Origin of the sequence: Bradyrhizobium sp. WSM1743 (assembly GCF_000473065.1) — a bacterium.
In the GTDB taxonomy this organism is placed as follows: Bacteria; Pseudomonadota; Alphaproteobacteria; order Rhizobiales; family Xanthobacteraceae; genus Bradyrhizobium.
In genome coordinates this window covers 1-21,312 of sequence record NZ_AXAZ01000085.1, presented here as the reverse complement: position 1 = coordinate 21,312, position 21,312 = coordinate 1, and the positions used below count along the sequence as shown (strand labels likewise).

Sequence of the window (21,312 nt, the reverse complement as noted above, 5' to 3'; positions counted from 1 at the left end):
GGCGACCACGAGTTGACACGTTTAGCGTGGCCCGGCGCTGTTCAGGCCGCCGCCTGATTCAGCATCACCCGCGCTGCCTTGAGATCGGCGGTCTCGAACCCCTCGGAGAATCGGGCGTAGGTGCTGGCGAGCCGCTCGAGCGGATTTGGCCCCCCCCTGCCGGTCGCGCAGCCGCGCCAGCGACATTTCGGTTCGCAACTGCCAGGACAATGCGCCCTGGTGCTCGGCGAGCGTCGCCGAGGCGAGCAGACTTGCCTCGGCAGCGTCGAGATTTCCGCTATGCGCCTCGAGCTCTCCCCGCAGACGGAGCAGCTCCGGCATGTCGAAGGCGCCACCTTCCTGCTCGACCCGCGCAATGGTCTCGTGCAGGACCTGTTGCGCTTCCGGCAGCCGTCCGAGCGCCGCCAATCCCTGGGACAGATCGGCGGCGAACGACGATGCATAGAGCTCGTAGCGATCCGCGTGCAGCCGCGGAAGCGCGGTCCGCAACAGGTCGATGCCGCCGGCGATCTCGCCGCGGGCGATCATGGTCTGCGCCCGAAAACCGGCGGCGACGGCTTCGTAAGGCGCGAGCCCGTGCAGGCTCGCGTGCGCGGTGAGGCGGGCGGTCATGGTCTCGACGGAGGTCCAGTCGCCAACCCAGCCGAACACCGAGGCGGACCAGCACAGCGCGATACAATGCATGACCACGTCGCGCGGCGCTGCGGCACCTATGAGCGGGCGGATGCATTCGAGCGCATGATCGGGAAAGCCGCGCAGCCACAGCACGCGCGCGAGCGGAATCTGCGGCGTGCGCGAATAGGCGAAATGTCCCGGCCGCGTGCCACGGAGCGCAGCATCGTCGCGCAGGCCCTCGTCGAGATGGGCTTGCGCCTCGACCTGATCCCCGGCGAGGTGATAGGACACGCCGAGCAGCGCCTTGCTGCAGGCAACGCCTGCGGTATCGCCGATCAGGCGGGCAATCCGCTCGGCGTGACGCGCGGTCGGCACCAGATGCCGATAGCCGCCGGTCCGGCGGTAGAACATGTTCAGCCGCGACAGCAGCCGGAATGTGTTTGCATGGTCGCCAAGCGCTTCCGCAATCTCAAGCCCGCGCCTGAGCGCCGCTTCCGCCTGCTCGCTGTTGCGCTCGGTGAACATGAAGGCATGACCGAGCGTCGATTGCAGCTCGAGCTCCCATTTGCTGCCGCGCTCGGCGCCGTCTAGCGTCGCGAGCGCGCGATCGGACCAAACGCGCGCTTCGTTCAGCAGACTGAGCTCGACGAACAGCCTCGTGCAGCTGCCTGCGAGCGGCACGCGCAGGCCCGCGCCGTCAGCGCTGGCGTAGCTCCATGCCAGCGCCGCGCGGGCATCGGCGAGCAGGCCTGACCGCTCCTGCGCGCGAGCCGCCTGGTCGGGGCTGCCCGGCTCGGTCATGGCGGCTTCGAGCGTGCGCTGAACATAGAGGGCATGACGCCGCGCGATCGTATCCGCCTGGCCGCCATCGGGCAGCTTCTGCATGGCATAGGCACGCGTTGCATCCAGCAGGCGATAGCGCCGCGACGCGCCGTCCGGTTGCGTCGACACCAGCGACTTGGCGACGAGTTGCTCCAGCGCATGCACGACGCGATCCTCCGCGGTCGCCGCATCAGTCGCCACCGCTATCGCGCCCTGCAACGTGAAGGGACCCGCGAAGACGGCGAGACGCTGAAACACGATGCGCTCGCTCTCGCCGATCAGGCCAAAGCTCCAATCGAGCGTGGCGCTGAGCGTCTGCTGGCGCGGCGGCGCCGTTCGCCGCCCGCGCCATTCGAGCTGTAGATGCGAGCAGCGCCGCCATCTCGCGCAGTCCGTAGAGACCGACACGCGCGGCGGCAAGCTCGATCGCGAGCGCGATGCCGTCGAGCTTGCCGCAGATTTGAGCCAGGACCTCCGCATCCTCGTCGGTGATGTCGTCCCGATGGCCCGCCGCGACGGCGCGGTCCACGAACAGACGCGCAGCCGGATAATTCAGCACCTCGCCGGCGCTGAGGCGGGCATCCTGCGGCGGACCAGGCAGAGGAGCGAGCTCGAAGATCTGCTCCCCTTCCACCAGCAGCGACTCGCGGCTGGTTGCGAGGATTGCGACGCCAGGCGCCTCACGGTAGATGCCTTCTGCGAGACGCGCGACCTCGTCGATGACGTGCTCGCAGCTGTCGAGAACGAGAAGCAGCCGCCGGCCGCGCAGAAAATTGACGACGCTCCCTGCGGGATCGTCGTGATGCACGACGAGGCCCAACGCGGCAGCGACCGTGCCCGCGACCAGCGCGGCGTCCTGCAGCGGACCGAATTCGAGGAAATGGACGTTGTCCTCGAACCTGCCGCACATGTCGCGCGCGAGCGCGGCCGCAATGGTGGTCTTGCCGATGCCGCCCGGCCCTCGCAGCGTGACGAAGCGATCGCGGAGCAGACGCGCCGCCAGCTCGGCCACGACATCGTCCCGCCCGACCATCCGGTCCAGGCGGCGCGGCAGAGACGGTGGCAGGGCTGACGTTTCGAGCGACCGCGCCGCGGTCGCAGGCGGCTCGGCAGGTTCGCCACGCCGCACAGGCGCGACGAAGCAATAGCCCCGGCCAGGGATGTTGGTGATGTAGCGGGCGCCCTCCTTGCCGTCGCCGAGCGCCTTGCGCAGCTCCGCGACATGGACCCGCAGGCTGATCTCCTCGACAGAGAGGCCGGACCACGCGTAGCCGAGGATCTCGCTCTTCGGCACCACCTCGCCGGCGCGGCTGACGAGCAGGCGCAAGATGTCGATCGCCCGGCTGCCGAGCTTGACCGGCACGCCGTCCTTCTCCAGCAGCCGCGAGCGCAGCGAAAACGGCCCGAACGAGACGGCATCGAGATCAACGACCGGCCCCGTGCCGCCGCGATGCGGGCCATGTCCTGCCGAAAGCTCGGTCACATCCCGCTCATCTTGGCAGATGCCTCATCGAAACGCGGCGCGACTATACAAGGCGCCGCCGCGAGGTCCAGTGAAGGCACCACACCGATCTCACGGCGCATCGATCGCCATGCGATGCGCTGCGCGCCCCTCAGTCCGGTCTCGTCTGCGCAAATGCTTGACAAATTGGTTTTAATCAAACCGTCTGCGACGAGCTGTCACACCCGACGCACGCGCACAAAATCTAACAGATCCTAATCACCACTAACGGGCGTGCTGGCCAGCTCACGTCTATCCTCTCAGCATGGAAAGCATTGGGGTTTGCGCGTTTGCCGGTCGTTGCAAACGGCAGCGAAACCCGGAGAGGACGAACGATGTCGAGCAACTTGCACGCGGCACATGCCTGGACTGATTTTCCAGTTGACTCGCGGGATCACGAGATTCGTGCAACACAGGCGATTCCCCGGGAGAGCCAATGGCGTCGGATCGATCGCACGCCGGAGCAGGCAAGTGAGGGCATCACGATCTCGCGATGGGACGACCTGCGGAGCACCTCGTCGCACGAGATGACGACGCCGGAGGATCGCTATTTCGTCGGCATTGCCCTGAAGACCACGCGCGCGAAGCTGACACGAAACGGCCGGATCATCTTCGAAGGCACCATGCCGGCGGGATCGCTGTATGTCACCGCGCCGTCGCAGCCTCTCAGCGCACAATTCCAGGCGCCGTGTGCCTTCCTGCACGTCCACATCTCCAGGGATCATCTTCCGCATGCCGACGGATTGAATGACCTCGTGCTGTTGCGCGATCCGCTCGCTGCGGAGCTCGCCAAGGCGCTGATCGAACTTGGTGACGCCACGGACCGGCAGTTCACGCGCTGCATCGGCCAGACCCTGGCGATGCATCTCACCCGGATCGAGCTGCCGCGCGTCAAGGTCAATGCCTTGCCGAAATGGCGGCTGCGGCGCGTCGAGCAGTACATCGCCGATCATTTCGACCGCTGCATCAGCCTGTCCGAGCTCGCCAATGTCGCCGGCCTGTCCAGAATGCACTTTGCGGCACAATTCCGCGCCGCGACCGGTTACCGTCCGCGCGAATATCTCCTCACGCAGCGGGTCGAGCATGCGAAGGCGCTGCTCGCGACCACCGAGCAGCCATTGGCGGAGATCGCGCTTGCCGTTGGCTTCAGCACGCAGGCGCATTTTTCGACCGTGTTCAAGCGCATCAGCGGTCAATCTCCGGCGCGCTGGCGCCTCGCCAATGCGGGCGGACAGCTCGAAGCGGAAGCGCGGCCGAGGCGGCGTGCGCTTCCGGACCGCGATTGGATCGCCAGCGCAGCCGCGTAGCTTCGTCCGGCAGAGCCGGGACCCCGAAGGCGACACGGTAGCGTGCGGTGAGATGGGCCCCGGCTCTGCAGCGCACCGTCGAGGAGACGCTGCGCTGCGTCCGGGGCATGCATCGAGGATTGAGGCGCGCTTCTCCCACCTCGTCATTGAGGCATGGCCTTCGTTGTCCAAACACCACTGTCATTCCCCGCGAAAGCGGGGAATCCAGTACGCCGCGGCTTATCGATTGGACCACAGCCATCTCGGAGTACTGGATCGCCCGGTCAAGCCGGGCGATGACAGCAAAATGTGTAGCCGCAGGCACGACTTCGCATCCTCGCGGGTGATTTCACCCGAGCTTTGCCTCGTCGCCTCTTGAGCCAAATCCTACACCGGATCGAAGGCGCGGATCGGCGGCAGATTGCCAGTGAATTTCTCCACCTCGACACTCGTCAACTGACCGGTGCAGCCCTGCGCCAGGGATGAGGTGCCGAAGTCGCGGGTGAGCACGTTCGGATTGCCGTGAACGCAGAGTGGCGCCTCGTCCTCGGGATCCATCGGATCGTACCAGGCGCCGGTCGGAAGCTGGACCACGCCGGGCGCGATGCCGTCGGTGACGTGGACCGCGGCGAGGCACGCACCGCGCTCGTTGAACAGACGGATGATGTCGCCATCCTCGATGCCGCGCGCGGCCGCATCGACCGGGTTCATGCGCGCGACCTCGCGGCCGCGATGCTTTGAGCCAAGCGAATGTCCGCCGAAATCGAGCTGGCTGTGCAGGCGCGTCACCGGCTGGTTGGCGACGAGGAAGCACGGTGCCCCGGGCTTGGGCATATCGGTCTTGTCGAGCCAGACCGGATGGCCGGGACAATCCGTATCGCCATGGGCCGCGATCTTTGCCGAATAAATTTCGATCCGTCCGCTCGGCGTCGGCAGGGCGTGATTGACCGGATCCTCGCGGAAGCGGCGCAGCCGGCCGCCGTCATCGGGTTGCTGCGGCACGACCAGGCTGCCACGCGCCCAGAACTCGTCGAAACTCGGCGCCTTCAGGCCACGCTTGGCAAGCGAGGCGCGGGTCGGCTCATAGAGATGCTCCAGCCACTGCCGCGACGTGCGTCCCTCGGTGAAGGGTTCGCGGGCCCCGAGACGTTCGGCGAGATCGGCGAAGATCTCGTAGTCGTCTCGCGCGAGCCCGAACGGCTCGGCGATCCGGTGCATGGCCACCATGAGGGGATCGTTGCTGGAATAGCCGATATCCTCACGTTCCAGCGTCATCGTCGAGGGCAGCACGATGTCGGCGTGACGAGCGGTGGCGGTCCAGGCGAGCTCGTGCACGACGAATGTGTCGACTTGCGCGAATGCCTTGCGCAGGCGGTTGATGTCCTGGTGGTGATGAAAGGGATTGCCGCCGGCCCAGTAGACCAGACGAATGTCCGGATAGGTGCGCGTCTCGCCGTTATAGCGATAGGTGGTGCCGGGATTGAGCAGCATGTCGGCGATGCGCGCCACCGGAATGAAATCGGCAACACCGTTGCGGCCCTGTCCCAGCGTCGGCCCCGGCACGTCGTTGACACGGCGGCCGTAATAGCCGATCGCACCCAGCGAATAGGCGTAGCCGCCGCCGGGAAGGCCGATCTGGCCGAGCGCTGCCGCCAGCACCATGCCCATCCACACCGGCTGCTCGCCATGCTCGGCGCGCTGCAGCGAATGGGAGACTGTGATGAGCGCGCGCTTTCCGGCAAGGCGCCGCGCCAGCTTGCGGATCGCATCCGCCCCGACGCCGCAGATCGCGGCGGCCCATTCGGCGTGCTTTGTTTGCCCGTCGCTCTCGCCGGTGAGATAGCGCAGGAAGACCGGCCAGCCCTCGGTGTAGCGATCGAGGAAGGCCCGGTCGTGCAGGTTCTCACTGACCAGCGTATGGACGATGCCGAGCATCAGCGCAGTATCGGTGCCGGGAACGCACGTCATCCATTCGGCGCCGGCCTCGACCGGCAGATCATCGCGCAGGGGGCTGACCAGGATGAACTCGCAGCCGCGCCGGCGCGCCGCTGCCATAGCGCCGCGCTCGACATGCTTGCTGATCGAGCCGCCGGCCACCATGGAGTTCTTCAGCGCCATGCCGCCGAATGCCAGCACGATCTCGGTGTGATCAGCGATCTGCTCCCAGGTGACGTTGCGCTTGGTGATGTCTTCGTAACCGCAGAGGATCTGCGGCAGCAGCACCGAGGACGCGCCCGAGGAATAGGTGTTGACCGAGCGCACGTAGCCGCCCATCGCGATGTTGAGGAAGCGGTGCACCTGGCTCTGGGCGTGATGGAAGCGGCCGGCACTCGACCAGCCGTAGGAGCCGCCGAACACGGCGCCGGGACCACGCGTGTCACGGATGCGCGTCAGCTCGTCACCGAGCAGGTCGAGCGCCTTCTCCCAGCTGACGGAGACGAACTCGTCGCGGCCGCGGCGATCGTCGGGGCCCGGCCCACGCTCGAGCCATCCGCGGCGGACCGCCGGCTGGGCGATCCGCGCCTGGTGCCGCAGCGCGCCGGGAAAATTGTTGATGATGCCGTTCGGATCGGGGTCGCCCGCATAGGCCCTGACCTCGAGCCCGGCCACGCCCTGACGCGCGGAGAACACGCCCCAATGCGAGGTGTGCGGCTTGAAGCCGTCAGACAGGTCGAGACCAGGGTCGGGGAAGCCAATCGTATCGTCCATCATCTGATCCTTGTTCCGGCGGCGTCGGCAGTAGAGCGGTAATATACCGATCCGCTCGGGACGTCGTCGAGATCAGCGTTGACGGAAACGCTGGGCTGCCCCGCGCAATGCCAGCCTTGGCTTGCGGTCAACTGCGGCCGCCGACGATCATGTCAGGGGTGCGGCGATCGCCGGAGTTCGGCATCATCCACTCGCACAGGAATCGACCAACAGCTCCCAGATCCGCTGCGCCGCTTCCCTCTTGCGGGTCTCCGGCACCTTCTCCGCGCTTGGCCGATCACACGCATCGATGGTGGGTGTTTCGCGAGGCACGATCCACCGCTCAGAGATCGGGTCGTACCATTTTCCGATATTCATCTCAGTCACGTCGGTCGGCTCACAGATTTGACTACGGTTGGGCGATGCGCCCGCTGCGGCCTCATTGGGCCGTTCGACAGCGCGCGAGACGATTCACCAATCAGGAGCTCGTGCGATCGTTCCCGCCGGCTGCGTCATCCTGGCCGGGCCGGATGCAGCGTGCGCGGATGCCGCTCGTGCAGCAACCGCGCGAGCTCCTCACGCTCCGTTGCGCGTCCCTTCATGGCGGTCTCGAACAGCGCTTCCTGGATGTCGCGAGGCATGTCGCCCCACACCTCCATCGCCGCACGTCCGAGCAGGCCCGCAAGATGATCCACTCCATCGCTCATTCGGCTCTCCTGATCTGCACGGGAATGGAACAGCGGCGGCCGCACGGCGTTCCACTGCCATCATTGTGGAGAGATCAACAAGCGGGTCGAGCGCCTCGGCAAGATCTTCTCGGCAAGATCTTCGCGAAGCTCGGCAAGGAGCCGAGTGGCACGCATTGTCCAGCCATCGACGGCCTGATCAAGGCAGCCGACGCACACGCGATCAGATGAACGGCTTGCCACCTGTGACGGGCAGCGTTGCCCCCGAGGTGTAGCTCGAGAGCGGATCGGCCAGCATGACATAGGCCGTCGCGAGCTCGGCCGGCTGGCCCGCACGCTGCATCGGCACCTGCTTGCCGAAATTCTTGACGGATTCCTCCGGCATGGTCGATGGGATCAGCGGCGTCCATATCGGACCCGGGGCAACTGCGTTGACCCGAATGCCCTTGCTGGCCAGCATCTGGGCGAGCCCGCCGGTAAAATTCTGAATGGCTCCCTTGGTCGTGGCATAAGCCAGCAGGATCGGGTTCGGCATGTCGGAGTTCACCGAGGCCGTGTTGATGATCACGGCTCCCGGCCGCATGTGAGGGACGGCGGCCTTGGCCAGATAGAACATGGCGTGGATGTTGGTTTCGAACGTCCGCTGCCACTCTTCGTCGCTGATGTCGGCGATGTCCTTGAACGTGGCCTGATGCGCCGCGTTGTTGACGAGGATATCGATTCCGCCGAGCTCCTCGACGGTGCGACGCACGATGGTGCGGCAATGATCGGGATTGCTGATATCGCCGGGAATCAGGACGACCCTGCGTCCCTCACGCTCCACCAGCGCCTTGACCTCGGCTGCATCCTCGTCCTCGTTCAAATAGGAGATGACGATATCAGCGCCTTCACGCGCATAGGCGATCGCCACCGCGCGGCCGATGCCGCTGTCGCCGCCCGTGATGATCGCCTTCTTTCCCGCAAGACGGCCGGCGCCTTTGTAACTGTCCTCGCCATGATCGGGCCGCGGCTGCATCGCCCGGGTCGAGCCGGGCATCGGTTGCCGCTGCGCAGGATAAGGCGGCTTCGGATAGTCGGTCATGGATAACTCCCGGTGTCTGCTGCGCTAACGGAGCGCCGCTGAAAGTGTTCCTGGGGACAGGGTCTGTACGCCAATTAGACGATCCGAGTCCTTCTCACAGAGGAAGCGGCAGCGGACGCATGGCAAACGCGAGGAGCGGCGGAATCGCAACGGGTCGCGGCCGAAGAGAGAGCGGTCCCTGCCAAGGACGCTCTTCAGCCCTCGCGCAGCCTGCTCGCGACAAGCTGATGCGATCCGTTGCGGTCTTGCCGAGCGCCAGCTGGAGGCCGAGGCACAGGATCTCCGTCACAACGTGAGCCTGTCGTGCCTCGCCATGCTCACGGTCCATCATGGGAACCATATCTGTGGTAGCCAGTTGGCTTGCTGTTGAGTTGGGAGTCTGCAGAACAGCTCGACACCGGCATGCGTTCGAGCGCCGGGCATCCGTCGGGGGTCAATCCCATGATGGACCACGCAACCAGAGTTGGTAATCGGTTGCTAGCAGCGTTGCCGCCAGCAGATTTTGCTTTGCTTGCGCCTCATCTGCGGAAGGTCGTGATCGAACGCGATTCCGTGCTCGTCCGATCGGGCGATCGGATCGAACATCTTCTCTTCCCCCTCAGCGGCGCGATCGCCACTATCGTCGAGCTGCCGAACGGGCAGACAGTTGCCACGGCGATCATCGGCAATGAGGGGGCTGTGGGTCTGACGTCGGCGCTTGGCGCATCCCACTCGCCCGCGACGGCGGTCGTTCGCATCTCAGGGGCCGCGCTGCAGATCTCGCCTGCGCAATTCCTGACAGCGCAACATCGCAGCCCTCCAATCGCATCAATGGTGCAGGTCTTCACGAGATCGTTGTTGACGCAACTTCAGCACGTGGCGGCCTGCAATGCACTACATTCCGTCGAAGCCCGCCTGGCGTGCTGGCTGCTTCACATTCACGATCGGGCAAATGGCAGCGATCTCCTCCCGATGACCCAGGAAACCTTGTCGGAATTGCTGGGCGTCCGCCGCACCACCGTCACACATGTTGTGAGCACGATGCGGGCATCAAGAGCGCTGAAATCCAATCGACGCGGCCAGCTTGAGATTGATCGGCCACGGCTCGAAGCCGTGGCATGCGAGTGCTACAAAATCATGAGCCGCAGAATCGATCGGATAGTCTCGCACGGCGCGGTCGGGCTCGTTCATGGGGCTCCGGCGCGGAGCGGCTCCCGCTCGCCTGGTAGCCGAATAGCCGGGACAGGCTCGTAGAGCCGGTTCGCTTTCGCGATCCCGTCATCCATTCGCTTTGGGATGCTCGTTACGATAGCCCGACTTATTGCGAGCAAGCAGCACGGGCATGAGCTTTGCCGGTGCGAAGCTGGAACGGCCGCTCGCAGATCCGAACTCGGCTATGGGGACTGCCCGCCTTGCGCAGCTTGCGCTGACGATTCTCTTCTCGACCTACCCGCTCTCTGAGCTTCTCAAGCTCGGCGAGCTGGGTGACCAGTGCCTCGAGACGCTCTTGAAGCACAGCCGCAGGATTCTCCGCTCGAACGCGGGTATTCATGACACGCCTCCTGATCGAGGTCTTAGGGAGAAGCCGCCTACTCTTGAGAGTCGGGAAAACTATGCAATCCTCGGACAATCGCACTAACATTTGGCATGTTGCGTCCAAAAAAGCGTTGCGGCGGTGCATCAATGGGTTGCTCGGCCGACATTTAGTTGTCGGAGCAAGGGCCTAACCAAGCCGTACCGCGGCCCACAGACTCCGCATGGATCGAGGAAAGCTCCTATCGGCTCGTTTCGGTCGTGCTCGAAATCCGAGTGCTAGCTCCGGGGCAATCGGCCTTGCGCTTCTCCTCATTCTCATCGTCTGCGCAATCGAGCCCACCATCTGCGCTTGGAATTCCAGAGCCGCCGCCGGTTGCGAAAGGTCCTTTGGCACTGCCTCCGCCACCACCAGACCCGCCGCTACCGCCGGATGTCCCTCCGGCGCGAGATGATCCAGCCGAGCGACTGCTAGGTGCTCCGCCTCCCCCACCTCCTGATGACCCGCCGCTGGAGCTCCCCGGCCCGGCCGCGGACGACCGATCGTTATCGAAGAACGACTGACCCCTGTCGTTCCGCGTCACTCCATGCAGGCCGCCAGAACTTGCAATGGCTCTCGAGGTCAGGGAAGTGGATAGAAGCAGGGTCATCACTGGGGGTGTCACGGCCGCAAATCTGCCGCAGGTTTTCAAAAACGCCCGCCGGTCGTCATCTTCGTTGCCGTCCCGGGTCACGATGCGCTCTCTCGATTTAAAATTTTATTTACGGTATTATATATTAAATCGACTTTCAACCAAGAATTTTCTTTGCCTCGCTTGAGTTGCTTAACGTGCGCCGTCGGCAGATCGTCGGCGATTTCCGTGCTCTTCCCTCCATTTCCTGGCGCATCACCACCGCTCGCATACGGTTTCTAGTTGCGCTCGCCATTTAATATGGTTAATTTGTATTTAACAGGATCGAGCACAGGCTCGGCTATAATGGATCATTGCGATGCCACTGCAATTCCACCGGTCGGTCCGGGACATGGAGATCTGGAGCGCGACCAGCGAGGGCTTCTCGTTCGTGATCAGTTTCGGAAGCCCCGGAGGTCCGGGCTTTCACGGACGCTCCGGCTATCTGGCGAGTTGGCGTCCGCTTCACAAAAACCAAGCCGCAATCAAGATTGGCGGCTCGCCCTTTCGAACGTTAGCCGAGGCCGAAGGGGCCTGCCGCGACATGGCTGAGCATTTGGCGCCACAATAGCCCGCCCCCGCGTACGCTCCGAAAGATACCAGACGCTCTCGTCATTTCGCGCTGGCCGGGTCCTGATGCAACAGATCAGGGGGATCCAGCTCACGTGGCGCGGCATGCAGCTCGTTTCGCGAAATCGCCAATGCCGCCAGAACCGTACGATTGCTGATATCCAGCTTCTGGAAGATGTGATGAAGGTGGACCTTGATCGTACCGTCGGCAAGGTTCAACCGACGTCCAATCTCCTTGTTCGACAGCCCCTCCGACACGAGCCGCATGATCTGCCGCTCCCGCTCCGTCAACTGTGTCAGGGGCTTCTCATCGGCGCGGGGCTCCTCGTCGGCCTGCCCGGTGCTCGGCGAGGCCGCAGCTTGGCCCTGGGCGGCCTTCCGCAGGGTTGCGACCAGCATCTCGGCATCCGAATCCTTCGAGAGGACGATGCAGGCGCCGCCCAAGGCCAGCCTTTGCAACTCACAATCGGCCGCGATACCGGCGAAGAAGACTACCGCGGCACCTTGGCCTGCAGCATTTGCAGGAGCGAGGATCTGCTGTCGACGGACATCGGGCAGTGCAGCATCGACAAGCGCGACGTCCGGCGCAAGAAAGCGGATTGCCTCAATGCAGCTCGCGCCATCGCTGCAGGACGCAACGATCGTAAAATCGCGCTGCGTCGCAAGAACGCTCCTGATTCCTTGCAAGACGATCGGGTGTCGATCCGCGATGACAATTCTGATGCGGCGCATGCTTCCCCTGCCTATTGCTAACAACCCCCCGTGCAGCCGCTTAATCCAACAATCCCTTTTTAAAACGCGCGACGTTACCCAGTCCGCCCGGCCATAACGTCGCACCGTCTTAAGTCTTGGACTGCCCGGCAACGTCGATGGCTGCGCTACCGTAACTTGAGCAGCAAATGGGCGCAGCACCGTAAGAATGCGGTGCACCACGCTACAAATTCCCAAACGAAAGAACAACGCCTGATAGATTCGATCGGCAGATTCCCTTAGAATGTCACCGGCGCACTGATCGGCTGCCTTGTTATTATGGTCAACATCCAATTAACCTCGTTGGCGCCGTTATTACGAACGATATATTGGGACATTCACGATTCAAATCTAACATTCGACGAAGTTTCGGCAAACGCGGGGCCATTCAAGGAAGCCTCGCCTCTGAAGGGGGAAAAGTAATACTATTCATCAAAGCGAACGAAAATGGCTGCGTCTGATCGCAGCCTGTGTAGCACCGATGAAAACCGGTCACCCAAGTTGGAGCTGCATCTTCGTCAATTCAGCAACTTCAATGAGCGGTCACGGGAGCATCGTTGGCAATGAGTAGGTGGTCACATGTATTCTTCGGCTGTTTTGCGTCAAACTCATCAGGCTCTCATCGTTCAATTCACTGAATTGCAGAACTTACGTAGTCGCGTGTTGAAGGCCGAGCAGCGATTGCTTGCGCCCAGACGACGAGCCCACAGGCGAAGGGCGCTTGCCAAGCGACCGCTCGTTCGGAGGCACGGACCCAGCCGGTAACTCCGACGACCACGTTATACACTGGCGCAGCTGCGCGAGTGGATCGTGCTTGCCGGACCCCGGTTTGACCTGATAATCCCCCCTCCTGTTTGGGTTCGGAGGTAGTTGGGGACGGCTTCCATGGGGAACGAGGACTGGGCATCCATGACCACAGCCGAGCTGTGGCGACTCTACGATGAGGTCACGGCTGTTCTTGGTCGCAGGATGACCGCGGAAAAAGCCAAGCTCGAAGAGCGGCTTCGCAGGATTGAGGGGACGGCCGCTCCTGCCCAGAACGAGGAACGTCCTCGCCGCCCCTACCCCCCGGTGCTGCCGAAATATCAGAACCCGAAGAATCCGTCCGAAACCTGGTCCGGTCGCGGTAAGCAGCCCCGATGGCTGAAAGCCCAGCTTCGAGCCGGTAAGAAGCTAAACGATCTCCTCATCGATCGCTCGTCCGCACAAAGGCGCCGCCGGACCGGCTGAGCCCCGGCCCCGCTACATACCCGCGCTGCCACGTCGCCCCGCAGGATTATCGATCGCGGTCCGGTTTCCCGTTAGGACTGCCGTCACCGCCGCCATTGCCGAAGCCGTTGTTGCCGCCCACAGTGCGGCCGCCTGAACTGGCTATCGCGCCCGAGGTCAGGGACGTCGAGAGCAACAGCGTCACAGTCGGAGGGGTAACGGCGGCAAATTTCCCGCAGTTCTTCAAGAATTCACGGCGATCGTCGCCTTCTTCGTCGAGATGGGTCATCGGCACATCCTGTTCCAATCCAAGCCCGTCTTCCCAAAATAAACCACTATTATCGCACCTCAAGTTAAATATGCTAATTCGTAAGATTTAATTTTATCACTGGAGATCGCGATTTGGATATGGCTTACGACACGTGCAGCCGGTCAATATTCCTGCCGCGCCAAGGCCTCAAGCGCCACAATCTTGCCACATTATTTATTTTGACATTTAATCAACGGCAAATTAATAATACGATTTAATGTGCAGGCGTGAGATCGTAGTTCCAAGCACTGCAACCGGAGTCTGCGGAATTGCACGTTGATTTCCAGCTTCACTCGTTGAGCGGCCTCTTTGCCCGAGCCGACTCCCTGCGCAACGAATACGCCGGCGCGAAACCTTGGCCTCACATCGTCGTCAATGATGCGTTTCCTGAAAAGTTACTGGACATGGTCGCGGCCGAATGCACGGCCCTCCCCGAGGCCCGCCTGATCACCACGCATACCGACCGCCTTGTGAAGCAGGAGGTGTCGGATGGGTTGGGGCCAGCCACCCAGCATCTGCTGAGCCTCCTGGATAGTACTCGCTTCCGAGAGTTCGTGTCGGCAGTCACTGGCGTTCGCGATCTTCTTTCCGATCCGACGCACAAATTTGCGGGAGTGCATCGAACGCCCCCAGGAGGCTTTACGAAGATTCATCACGATTTCGAGGTCCATCCGACGACCGGGTTATTCCACCGGGTCAATGTACTCATCTATCTCAACCGGGATTGGCCCGATGCTTACGGCGGCAGCCTCGAATTGTGGCCTGCAGACATGTCGGCGCTCGGATGCCGCATCTTCCCGCGGTTCAACACCATGATCCTCTGGGAGACGCACGGTGCCACCCTCCACGGACTTCCAGATCCGGTCACCTGCCCGCCTGGTCGAATGCGCCTTTCCGTCGCATCCTATTACTACACCACGACGCGCCGCATCGCCGCATCGGGCGAACGCCGTGTCCGGTATTGGGCCGCGCGGCCCGGCGAGGATCGATGGATCGAGCGAATGAGCTGGCAGGATCACCTTCGCGCGCTCATACCCGACCCGCTCTACAACGTGCTCCGGGCAGCACGTGATCGGATATCCCGGGCGCACCGGTCGAAAGCGTCATGAAGCCGGCGTCTTTCAGCGGCAACAGCAGGATCGATCAATGACCGGGAGCCGAACGATGGGCGCGCAATTGCGATCTAGCGATGCGGATATGAGGGCGCTTCGCAGGCCGAGCTTATCGCCTGTTCGACTGCGAACGCTGATGAAGCTCGCCTCGCTAGCGCGGGGCACCCGAATGCCTTGGCACCGGCAGGAATATCCCTATTGACGAAAGAGTTAGTCCCTGTAATGGCCTGATTGCCGATCATCACACCCATCTAAACCACCGAGTTCGGCCCGATGTATACACCATCACCGATCCGAGTGGGAGCGCAATCAATTGGCTCCCTTCCGAGCGATATTGAACGATTCACAGTGTGATGCGTGTAGATCTGAACGCCCGCGGAGATGGAGCACCAATCGCCAATCTGCAAATCTCCACCTGATCCATCCAGAATGCATCCCTGTCCGATCCAGGTATTTCGTCCGACCTTCACAGATCCCAGTACAAGCACGTTGTCGTACATCGTGCTGCCCTCTCCAAAGCCATATGCCGCGGCGTTGTCGTCGCGCTCGGTGAGAAGGTCCCCGATCGGCACTCGCCGATCGAACTGCTTTCTTTTGCGAACTGCGAGAGCCCGCAAGAACTCGCGCGCAAATGTGAGCCATCGGTCTACGCGCTCATCGGACATTCTGGGACCGTGCATGGAAGCCATTTTCCGCAATTGCTTCATCGCTGGAATGATCAACTACAGTATAACAAAGCCTCAGATTACAAATGTAAAGTCGTGCCCATCGCCGGCAATTGTGCTTGCGGGACGCGCCTCGGCGCGGCCGGCCAATGTCGCCCTCATTCAGTTGAACAGCCCGCAAAAGAGAGGACTGCATGGCAACGATAGGGCGTGGTGGTCGGACGTGCGGATCTCACCGCTGTCCGTTGCAAAGGAGCTATGTCAGCGAGCTCCACGAGCTGCGACAGGTCCGCCATACTGCGTCCGCCGGCCCTCAAGCCCGGAGACCACTTACACGGATTTGTGCAGGGCGATGCGGGCGCCCTCACACCCCTTCCCGTCCAACCGTGGCCCACAGCCCGTCACGGCCCGGGCTCTGCACGCGAACCCAGCGATAGGGCGTCCGCAACCACGGCTTGATCTGTGGCGTGAGATTGTCGAGGACGAGATCGCCGCCCCTGGTACGTACGAGAAGCACCAGATGATGTTCACCGGAATTGACGACGACTTCGCCCAATAGGAGGACGCGCGCCGGCCAGCCGCGCCGAAGCAGCTCGTGCCGCTTGCTCACCGCGTAATCGTTGCAATCGCCATGTGCGGGGTTGATGGTCCACGCCTCGCCCGCGAGGCCGAGCTCGTTGCGAACCGGCTCTATCGCCAGATTGACCGCACGATTGATCTCCCGCAGGTCCGCCCACCGTTTCTCAGTCAACCGGATCGGCCCGCCGCGGAAGGAGCGTCGCGGGCGACATTCGGCCTGATAGCGCAGGCAAAACACCGTGTAAGTGAGGGGCGGAAGAGCAGGGCGCCCCAGCTCGATGTGCGCAAGGTCCGCTTGGGGGGCCCTTGGCGTGACCAGCAATGCCGCACGCGCCCACTGAACGCCTACGATCACGATCGCTATGGCTGCCGCGATGACCGGGCCCGAGGTTCGATGCATCTTCCGATCCCCTCCGCACACCAAACAGTGTCGGCTCCCGCCGGAGCGCGCTGGCCCACACGAGCAATTTAATACATTATTTATGATTAAATCATTCTTAAATGGCAATAAATATTAAATCGACACCGCGAAGGGCACGACAGCGCCGCCGGAAGCGCCTGAAAGGAGGAGTAGGGATGAAATCGAAGGGATGGAGCGAGACGGTCTCGATCGCCGCCGTTTGTTCTCGCTGGAAGGCGTCGAAGCGGGTCGCGCTCCGCGCCGTGGCGGCCAATTATTCCCCACCATATAACTTTATCGTTGATTTAAATATTCACTGGAGCCAGAACCGCCAAACAGGCATTCTCGGGCAGGACCTGTTTTCACATGCCAGTCGAGCTACTCGTTATTCTGGGAGCTGAAGCTTCAATACTCGGCTTCGTGGCCGCAATGAGCCTGCATGCCAGGCGAATGGACGTACTGAGCGGACGATCGTTCGAGCACGCCATCGTCCCGCCCAGAGAAAACAGGCATCCAGGGGCCGGTCGCAACACCGACGCCCAGGGAAAGGGCGTCAGTCCCGAAGACATGCAGTCGAGCGCTGCTCCCAGCTTGCACCAACTCAGCGCTCCTTGAACGCCCGCCCGGCCTGATCCTGCAGCGGTTTGAGCAGGTATGAAAGCGCGGTCCGACCTGCCGTCTTGATGAAGACCTCGACCGGCATGCCAGGCATCAGCTTCGCCGAGCCGAGCTTCGCCAGCTCGTCCGGCTTCAGCAGGACGCGGCCCGTGTAGTAACTCGTGCCGGCGCGCTGATCCTGCGTGATGTCGGCCGAGACCATGCTGACCTCGCCGTCGATTTCGGGCGTGGTCTTCTGGTTGAACGCTGCGAAGCGCATCGTCGCGATCTGTCCCACATAGACCTGGTCGATATCCTTCGGTGCGATCTTGACTTCGACCGCAAGCGAGTCCGCGTCGGGCACGATCAGCATGATCTGCTCGCCGGGTGAGATTACACCCCCGACGGTGTGAACGCTGAGCTCGTGGACGCGGCCGGATTGTGGCGCCCTGATATCGACCCGATTCAACTGATCGAGCGCTGCGGTCTTGCGCTCGCCCAGCTCGGAGAGTTTCGAGCGCGTCTCGATCAGGTCCTTGCCGACCTCCGTGCGCAGATCCTGGTCGATCTGAATGATCTGAAGTCCGATTTCGGAGATCTTGCCCTTCGACTGAGCAATCATGCCTGCGAGCTGGCTGCGCTCCCCTTCAATGCGGGCGGAGTCGCGCTCGAGGGAATTGAGCCGCGTGATCGGCACCAGGTTCTTCTGCCAGAGGCTGCGCACGCCCTCCAGCTCCTGGCGGATGAATTCGACTTCCTTCTGCTTGGCCTCGGTCTGCCCCATATAGCCCTTGATCTCGTTTTCCAGCTGCGCGCTCTTCTCCTGCAACTGGGCTTTTTGGCCGCTCCTTGCCTGACGGCGAAGGTCGAACAGCTTCCGCTCTGCAGTGATCGCACGGTTCGCCTCGGAGTTGCTCTCCTTGGCCCGGTCGAGCAGCACCTTGGGAAACACGACCTGCTCGGCACCATCGCGCTCGGCCTCGAGACGAGCCTGCCGCGCCAGCAACTCATCGATGCTGTTCGTGACGATCGTCGCGTTCGCGAGCGTCTGCGTCTCGTCGAGGCGGATCAAAATGTCGCCTGCATTGACCCGATCGCCCTGGCGCACGCGCAACTCGCCCACGATTCCGCCAGTGGCGTGCTGAACCTTCTTGACGCTCGAATCCACCACGACCACGCCCTGAGCGATCACCGCGCCCGACAATTGGCTCGTTGTCGCCCAACCGCCGATCCCAAAAGTCACCAGACCCAACATGATCATACCGACGATCATGTAACGCTGGATGGATTGCATCGCCGGCGCCACCTGGCCGTTCATCGATTGCCTCCTTGAGCTTCCCCGACCACCTTGAGCGGCACGGGATTTCGCAAGACCTTCTTGAGCACTTCCTCCCTCTTGCCGAAGGACTGAACCCTGCCTTCCCCAAGGCACAAGACATGATCGACGGCTTCAAGCGCCTTCGGACGATGGGCGACAACGACGACAATCCCGCCGCGGCGACGCACGTTCAGGATCGCCTCTGTCAGCGCCTCCTCGCCCTCGGCATCGAGATTGGAGGAAGGCTCGTCGAGCACGACCAGGAACGGTTTGCCGTAGAAGGCACGTGCGAGCCCGATACGCTGCCGCTGCCCCGCCGACAGCGCCAATCCTCCCGCGCCAATTTTCGTACTATAGCCGTCCGGAAGGGAAAGGATGAGATCGTGCGCACCCGCGGCATGCGCGGCCTCCAGCACGCCGGCGGCCGTCGCCTGCGGATCGAACCGCGCGATGTTCATCGCAATGCTGCCGTCGAACAATTCGACATCCTGCGGCAGATAACCGATATGCTTGCCGAGGGCGTCAGAAGACCAGTGCTCGAGTGCGGCGTTGTCCAGCCGTATCCGGCCTCGAATGCACGGCCATACCCCCACCAGCGCTCGTGCCAGTGTCGATTTTCCGGATCCGCTCGGCCCAATGATTCCAACCGCCTGCCCGCTCCGCAGTTGGAACGAGACTTCGTTGACAGTGGGCCTCTCCGAGTTTGGAGCACCAATATAGAGATGCTCGACGGTGAGGGTTTCAGTAGGAGGAGGCAATGCCAGCCGCTCCTCCTCGCCGGGCAGCAGCTTCAGCAAGGCATCAAGCCGTTGTCCTGATTGTCGCGCAGCGACGAACCCTTTCCAGTTCGCAATGGCCAGTTCGACGGGCGCCAAGGCCCGCGCGCTGAGAATCGATCCGGCGATGATGATGCCGGCCGTCGATTCCTGGTTGATGACAAGCACCGCGCCGACGGCAAGAACCAGCGACTGCAGAATTGCCCGGAAGATCTTGGACGCGCCTCCAAGGCTGTTTGCTACATCGCTGGCCCGCTCATGAGCCGCGAGGTACTTCGCGTTGACATCGCGCCACCGCAGCGCCGCCTGCTGCCGCATGCCCATGGCCTGCAGAACCTCGGCATTTCGTCGGCCCTCGAGCGCGAGTGCCGTTCGCGAGACTGCGAGGCGCGAGGACGCCTTTGCCGGCCCCCGCGTCCGGCTTTCCGTGAGCGCTGTAATACCGACAAGCACCAGCGCACCTGCCAGCGCGGTGACGCCGATCCAAAAGTGAAAGAGAAAGCAAACGCCGAGATAGATCGGCATCCAGGGCAAATCGAAGAGTGCAGTCGGCCCGCCGCTCGACAGGAAGCTGCGGACCTGATCGAGATCCCGCACCGGCTGCAAGCCGTCGCCATCAGCCCTGGTCTTCAAAGGCAGGCGAACAAGCGCCTCGAAGATGCGAAGGCCGAGCCTTTCATCAAAATACCGGCCGACCCGCGCGCTGATCCTGCTCCTGACGAAGTCCAGCCCACCCTGAAACAGGTACAGGACCGTAGCCAAAACCATCAAGGCGACCAAAGTCGGTATGCTGCGCCCGGGCAGCACCCGATCATAGACTTGCAGCATGAAGAACGAGCCGGTGAGCATGAGGAGATTGCTCATCCCGCTGAAGGCCGCGAGCGCCCAGAATATCCTGCGGCAAGACCGCAGGAATGCCGACATCTCCGATTGCGGCTCCTCATAGTCGCTAGCCGGCCGCGGAAGACGGGAGAACAGTCGTCGTCGCAAAACTTCGACGAGGTGCTTTGCCCAGACGACCGGCCCTTGCGTCCGCAGTTCGGCCTCTTCCGCCCACTGTCTTACTACGGCCCCGAGTCTCGTCAAATGTGAAAGTTGAATCCGATAACGGCTTGGTGGAAGGAGGATTACCCCCCACCGTTCAAAGTTTGTCATGGCTCCCGCCCTTGAACCGTGCCTTATGTGACGATCCCCAAGTAGATCCCCAAAGGCAATCCCGAGTTTGATTTCCTAGTCGTCGAGCTACTGTTACGCCAAGTAGAAGTCAGGCCGATCTTGCGCACCGAGCCTGGGCAACTTGAGCGTGCCGCCCGTTGCTACCAGAGTGACATGATGGCCATCCTGCCATCTCATCTGCTCTCCCACGTGGCGATCCGTATCCACCCACTCATGGTTAATCGCGCGGCCTCACGTGCCGGCCGCCAGGGGCTTTTTTGGGACCAGATGGGGGCCGGGCTGAGGTTTTTTAACCAACACGCCAACTCCCGGCAGCGCAATAATCACGCGATTTTCCTCGATTAAACCGTCGCCAATTTGGCTGATGTCATGCCAGACAGAGAGACACAACACGCCTCTATTGCGACACGACCTCAGCCCACAGAAATCGTTCACTTAAAGGCCCGGCAAGCCCACATGAGTGCGCAAGGCCGACTTCCACTGTATTTAATTCTATTTATTTTCGCGTACTGCTATCTTCTTAGGCGATGAGAGCCGAACAAGACTACCGGACGAAGAAAGCGTAGCGGCCATGACGCGCTCGGTTGCTCTTCGGTCCGCAGAATGACCATCCCGCGAAGCTTCGACACGGTTCAACTCGCGTGTACTGATCCTGTCCGAGCTTGTATCCCCAAACATTGCCAAGCTGCTCACGCCTAGATCAACAGAGACAGCCAGAATCGGGATAGGGGGAAGCCTCGCGGCTTCTCCCCTCCCACACCACCGGACATACGGGTCCGTATCCGGCGGTTCGGTAGATTATGCTGGTTGCTGTGCCGCGACGGAAGCCAAGCCGAGTGCCCTGAAGAACGCGATTGGCATGGCGATGGTGAGCGCGGGGCTGTTCGCGAGCCGCCAAGGGCCATGTGGGTTGCCGACGGTTTGTGCCGCCAGATTCCGGCCGACGCCGCGACGTCGCAACTCGGCGAAGCGGGTGCTCCCACGCTTC

The 21,312-nt window shown here is 62.5% G+C and carries 17 protein-coding genes and 2 pseudogenes; 7 read left to right on the top strand and 12 right to left on the bottom strand.

Features of this window, described 5'->3' with window-relative positions; translation table 11 throughout:
* Nucleotides 1-21: 21 nt before the first annotated feature.
* Nucleotides 22-1,695 carry a hypothetical protein gene (locus YU9_RS50410; protein WP_245266638.1) on the bottom strand — a complete coding sequence of 558 codons (1,674 nt, stop codon included), beginning with the start codon at nt 1,693-1,695 and terminating at the stop codon, nt 22-24.
* On the bottom strand, nt 1,628-2,920 hold the full coding sequence (locus tag YU9_RS50405) for a winged helix-turn-helix domain-containing protein (RefSeq protein WP_245266637.1): 1,293 nt from the start codon (nt 2,918-2,920) through the stop codon (nt 1,628-1,630). Before YU9_RS50405 ends, YU9_RS50410 begins: the two co-directional genes overlap by 68 nt.
* Nucleotides 2,921-3,273: 353 nt before the next feature.
* On the opposite strand from YU9_RS50405, the gene YU9_RS0133570 reads away from it, so the two are divergent.
* Nucleotides 3,274-4,245, top strand: a complete 972-nt coding sequence (locus YU9_RS0133570; protein WP_027576699.1) for a helix-turn-helix domain-containing protein — start codon at nt 3,274-3,276, stop codon at nt 4,243-4,245.
* A gap of 366 nt (nt 4,246-4,611) precedes the next feature.
* On the opposite strand, the gene YU9_RS0133565 is transcribed toward YU9_RS0133570, so the two are convergent.
* The 3 genes from YU9_RS0133565 to YU9_RS0133555 form a co-directional block, all read right to left on the bottom strand.
* A complete protein-coding gene (locus YU9_RS0133565; RefSeq protein ID WP_027576698.1) occupies nt 4,612-6,933 on the bottom strand; it encodes a molybdopterin guanine dinucleotide-containing S/N-oxide reductase in 2,322 nt (773 codons plus the stop codon).
* Nucleotides 6,934-7,424: 491 nt separating this feature from the next.
* Nucleotides 7,425-7,619 carry a hypothetical protein gene (locus YU9_RS0133560; RefSeq protein WP_027576697.1) on the bottom strand — a complete coding sequence of 65 codons (195 nt, stop codon included), beginning with the start codon at nt 7,617-7,619 and terminating at the stop codon, nt 7,425-7,427.
* Between the two features lie 202 nt (nt 7,620-7,821).
* Nucleotides 7,822-8,679, bottom strand: coding sequence for an SDR family oxidoreductase (locus YU9_RS0133555; protein WP_027576696.1), 858 nt, complete (start codon nt 8,677-8,679; stop codon nt 7,822-7,824).
* A 441-nt stretch (nt 8,680-9,120) separates the two neighbouring features.
* On the opposite strand from YU9_RS0133555, the gene YU9_RS0133545 reads away from it, so the two are divergent.
* Together YU9_RS0133545 and YU9_RS0133540 are read left to right on the top strand one after the other, a co-directional pair.
* Entirely contained in the window at nt 9,121-9,912 is a 792-nt protein-coding gene (locus YU9_RS0133545; protein ID WP_027576694.1) for a Crp/Fnr family transcriptional regulator, read from the top strand.
* Nucleotides 9,913-10,000: 88 nt separating this feature from the next.
* A complete protein-coding gene (locus tag YU9_RS0133540; protein WP_027576693.1) occupies nt 10,001-10,297 on the top strand; it encodes a hypothetical protein in 297 nt (98 codons plus the stop codon).
* 262 nt (nt 10,298-10,559) lie between these two features.
* On the opposite strand, the pseudogene YU9_RS50400 reads toward YU9_RS0133540, so the two are convergent.
* Nucleotides 10,560-10,928, bottom strand: a pseudogene (locus tag YU9_RS50400) (hypothetical protein); the annotation flags it as partial.
* A 546-nt stretch (nt 10,929-11,474) separates the two neighbouring features.
* On the bottom strand, nt 11,475-12,476 hold the full coding sequence (locus YU9_RS46550) for a response regulator transcription factor (RefSeq protein WP_245266636.1): 1,002 nt from the start codon (nt 12,474-12,476) through the stop codon (nt 11,475-11,477).
* A 591-nt stretch (nt 12,477-13,067) separates the two neighbouring features.
* Here YU9_RS46550 and YU9_RS0133525 point away from each other — a divergent pair.
* Nucleotides 13,068-13,412: an H-NS family nucleoid-associated regulatory protein gene (locus YU9_RS0133525; RefSeq protein ID WP_027576691.1), complete on the top strand. Its 345-nt coding sequence runs from the start codon at nt 13,068-13,070 to the stop codon at nt 13,410-13,412.
* Between the two features lie 46 nt (nt 13,413-13,458).
* Here YU9_RS0133525 and YU9_RS0133520 read toward each other — a convergent pair whose 3' ends face one another.
* Nucleotides 13,459-13,680 (bottom strand): hypothetical protein, encoded by a 222-nt coding sequence (locus YU9_RS0133520; protein WP_027576690.1) that lies wholly within the window; start codon nt 13,678-13,680, stop codon nt 13,459-13,461.
* 290 nt (nt 13,681-13,970) lie between these two features.
* Here YU9_RS0133520 and YU9_RS43260 point away from each other — a divergent pair, with 290 nt between their 5' ends.
* Complete coding sequence (locus YU9_RS43260) at nt 13,971-14,810, top strand: 2OG-Fe(II) oxygenase (protein ID WP_051380607.1); 840 nt, start codon at nt 13,971-13,973, stop codon at nt 14,808-14,810.
* A gap of 1,032 nt (nt 14,811-15,842) precedes the next feature.
* Here YU9_RS43260 and YU9_RS0133505 read toward each other — a convergent pair.
* On the bottom strand, nt 15,843-16,457 hold the full coding sequence (locus YU9_RS0133505; RefSeq protein WP_027576689.1) for a transglutaminase-like cysteine peptidase: 615 nt from the start codon (nt 16,455-16,457) through the stop codon (nt 15,843-15,845).
* Between the two features lie 176 nt (nt 16,458-16,633).
* Here YU9_RS0133505 and YU9_RS48360 point away from each other — a divergent pair, with 176 nt between their 5' ends.
* Complete coding sequence (locus YU9_RS48360; RefSeq protein WP_156952272.1) at nt 16,634-16,858, top strand: hypothetical protein; 225 nt, start codon at nt 16,634-16,636, stop codon at nt 16,856-16,858.
* Nucleotides 16,859-17,058: 200 nt separating this feature from the next.
* Here the strand turns inward: YU9_RS48360 and YU9_RS0133495 are convergent, their stop codons facing one another.
* Nucleotides 17,059-18,372 carry an HlyD family type I secretion periplasmic adaptor subunit gene (locus tag YU9_RS0133495; protein ID WP_027576687.1) on the bottom strand — a complete coding sequence of 438 codons (1,314 nt, stop codon included), beginning with the start codon at nt 18,370-18,372 and terminating at the stop codon, nt 17,059-17,061.
* Nucleotides 18,369-20,072: a type I secretion system permease/ATPase gene (locus tag YU9_RS0133490; RefSeq protein WP_051380606.1), complete on the bottom strand. Its 1,704-nt coding sequence runs from the start codon at nt 20,070-20,072 to the stop codon at nt 18,369-18,371. The genes YU9_RS0133495 and YU9_RS0133490 overlap by 4 nt, the downstream gene beginning before the upstream one ends.
* A gap of 405 nt (nt 20,073-20,477) precedes the next feature.
* On the opposite strand from YU9_RS0133490, the gene YU9_RS0133485 reads away from it, so the two are divergent.
* On the top strand, nt 20,478-20,669 hold the full coding sequence (locus YU9_RS0133485) for a hypothetical protein (protein WP_027576685.1): 192 nt from the start codon (nt 20,478-20,480) through the stop codon (nt 20,667-20,669).
* Between the two features lie 453 nt (nt 20,670-21,122).
* On the opposite strand, the pseudogene YU9_RS49595 reads toward YU9_RS0133485, so the two are convergent.
* Nucleotides 21,123-21,312: pseudogene (locus tag YU9_RS49595) on the bottom strand (group II intron reverse transcriptase/maturase); the annotation flags it as partial.

What these genes read in the sequence shown, in the direction of transcription:
- YU9_RS0133565 (WP_027576698.1), bottom strand. Translation starts at nt 6,933, where the DNA reads ATGGACGATACGATTGGCTTCCCCGACCCTGGTCTCGACCTGTCTGAC.
- YU9_RS0133560 (WP_027576697.1), bottom strand. Translation starts at nt 7,619, where the DNA reads ATGAGCGATGGAGTGGATCATCTTGCGGGCCTGCTCGGACGTGCGGCG.
- YU9_RS0133520 (WP_027576690.1), bottom strand. Translation starts at nt 13,680, where the DNA reads ATGACCCATCTCGACGAAGAAGGCGACGATCGCCGTGAATTCTTGAAG.
- YU9_RS0133505 (WP_027576689.1), bottom strand. Translation starts at nt 16,457, where the DNA reads ATGCATCGAACCTCGGGCCCGGTCATCGCGGCAGCCATAGCGATCGTG.
- YU9_RS0133495 (WP_027576687.1), bottom strand. Translation starts at nt 18,372, where the DNA reads ATGAACGGCCAGGTGGCGCCGGCGATGCAATCCATCCAGCGTTACATG.
- YU9_RS0133540 (WP_027576693.1), top strand. Translation starts at nt 10,001, where the DNA reads ATGAGCTTTGCCGGTGCGAAGCTGGAACGGCCGCTCGCAGATCCGAAC.
- YU9_RS0133490 (WP_051380606.1), bottom strand. Translation starts at nt 20,072, where the DNA reads ATGTCGGCATTCCTGCGGTCTTGCCGCAGGATATTCTGGGCGCTCGCG.
- YU9_RS0133485 (WP_027576685.1), top strand. Translation starts at nt 20,478, where the DNA reads ATGATGGCCATCCTGCCATCTCATCTGCTCTCCCACGTGGCGATCCGT.
- YU9_RS0133525 (WP_027576691.1), top strand. Translation starts at nt 13,068, where the DNA reads ATGGGGAACGAGGACTGGGCATCCATGACCACAGCCGAGCTGTGGCGA.
- YU9_RS0133570 (WP_027576699.1), top strand. Translation starts at nt 3,274, where the DNA reads ATGTCGAGCAACTTGCACGCGGCACATGCCTGGACTGATTTTCCAGTT.
- YU9_RS48360 (WP_156952272.1), top strand. Translation starts at nt 16,634, where the DNA reads ATGAAATCGAAGGGATGGAGCGAGACGGTCTCGATCGCCGCCGTTTGT.
- YU9_RS0133545 (WP_027576694.1), top strand. Translation starts at nt 9,121, where the DNA reads ATGATGGACCACGCAACCAGAGTTGGTAATCGGTTGCTAGCAGCGTTG.
- YU9_RS0133555 (WP_027576696.1), bottom strand. Translation starts at nt 8,679, where the DNA reads ATGACCGACTATCCGAAGCCGCCTTATCCTGCGCAGCGGCAACCGATG.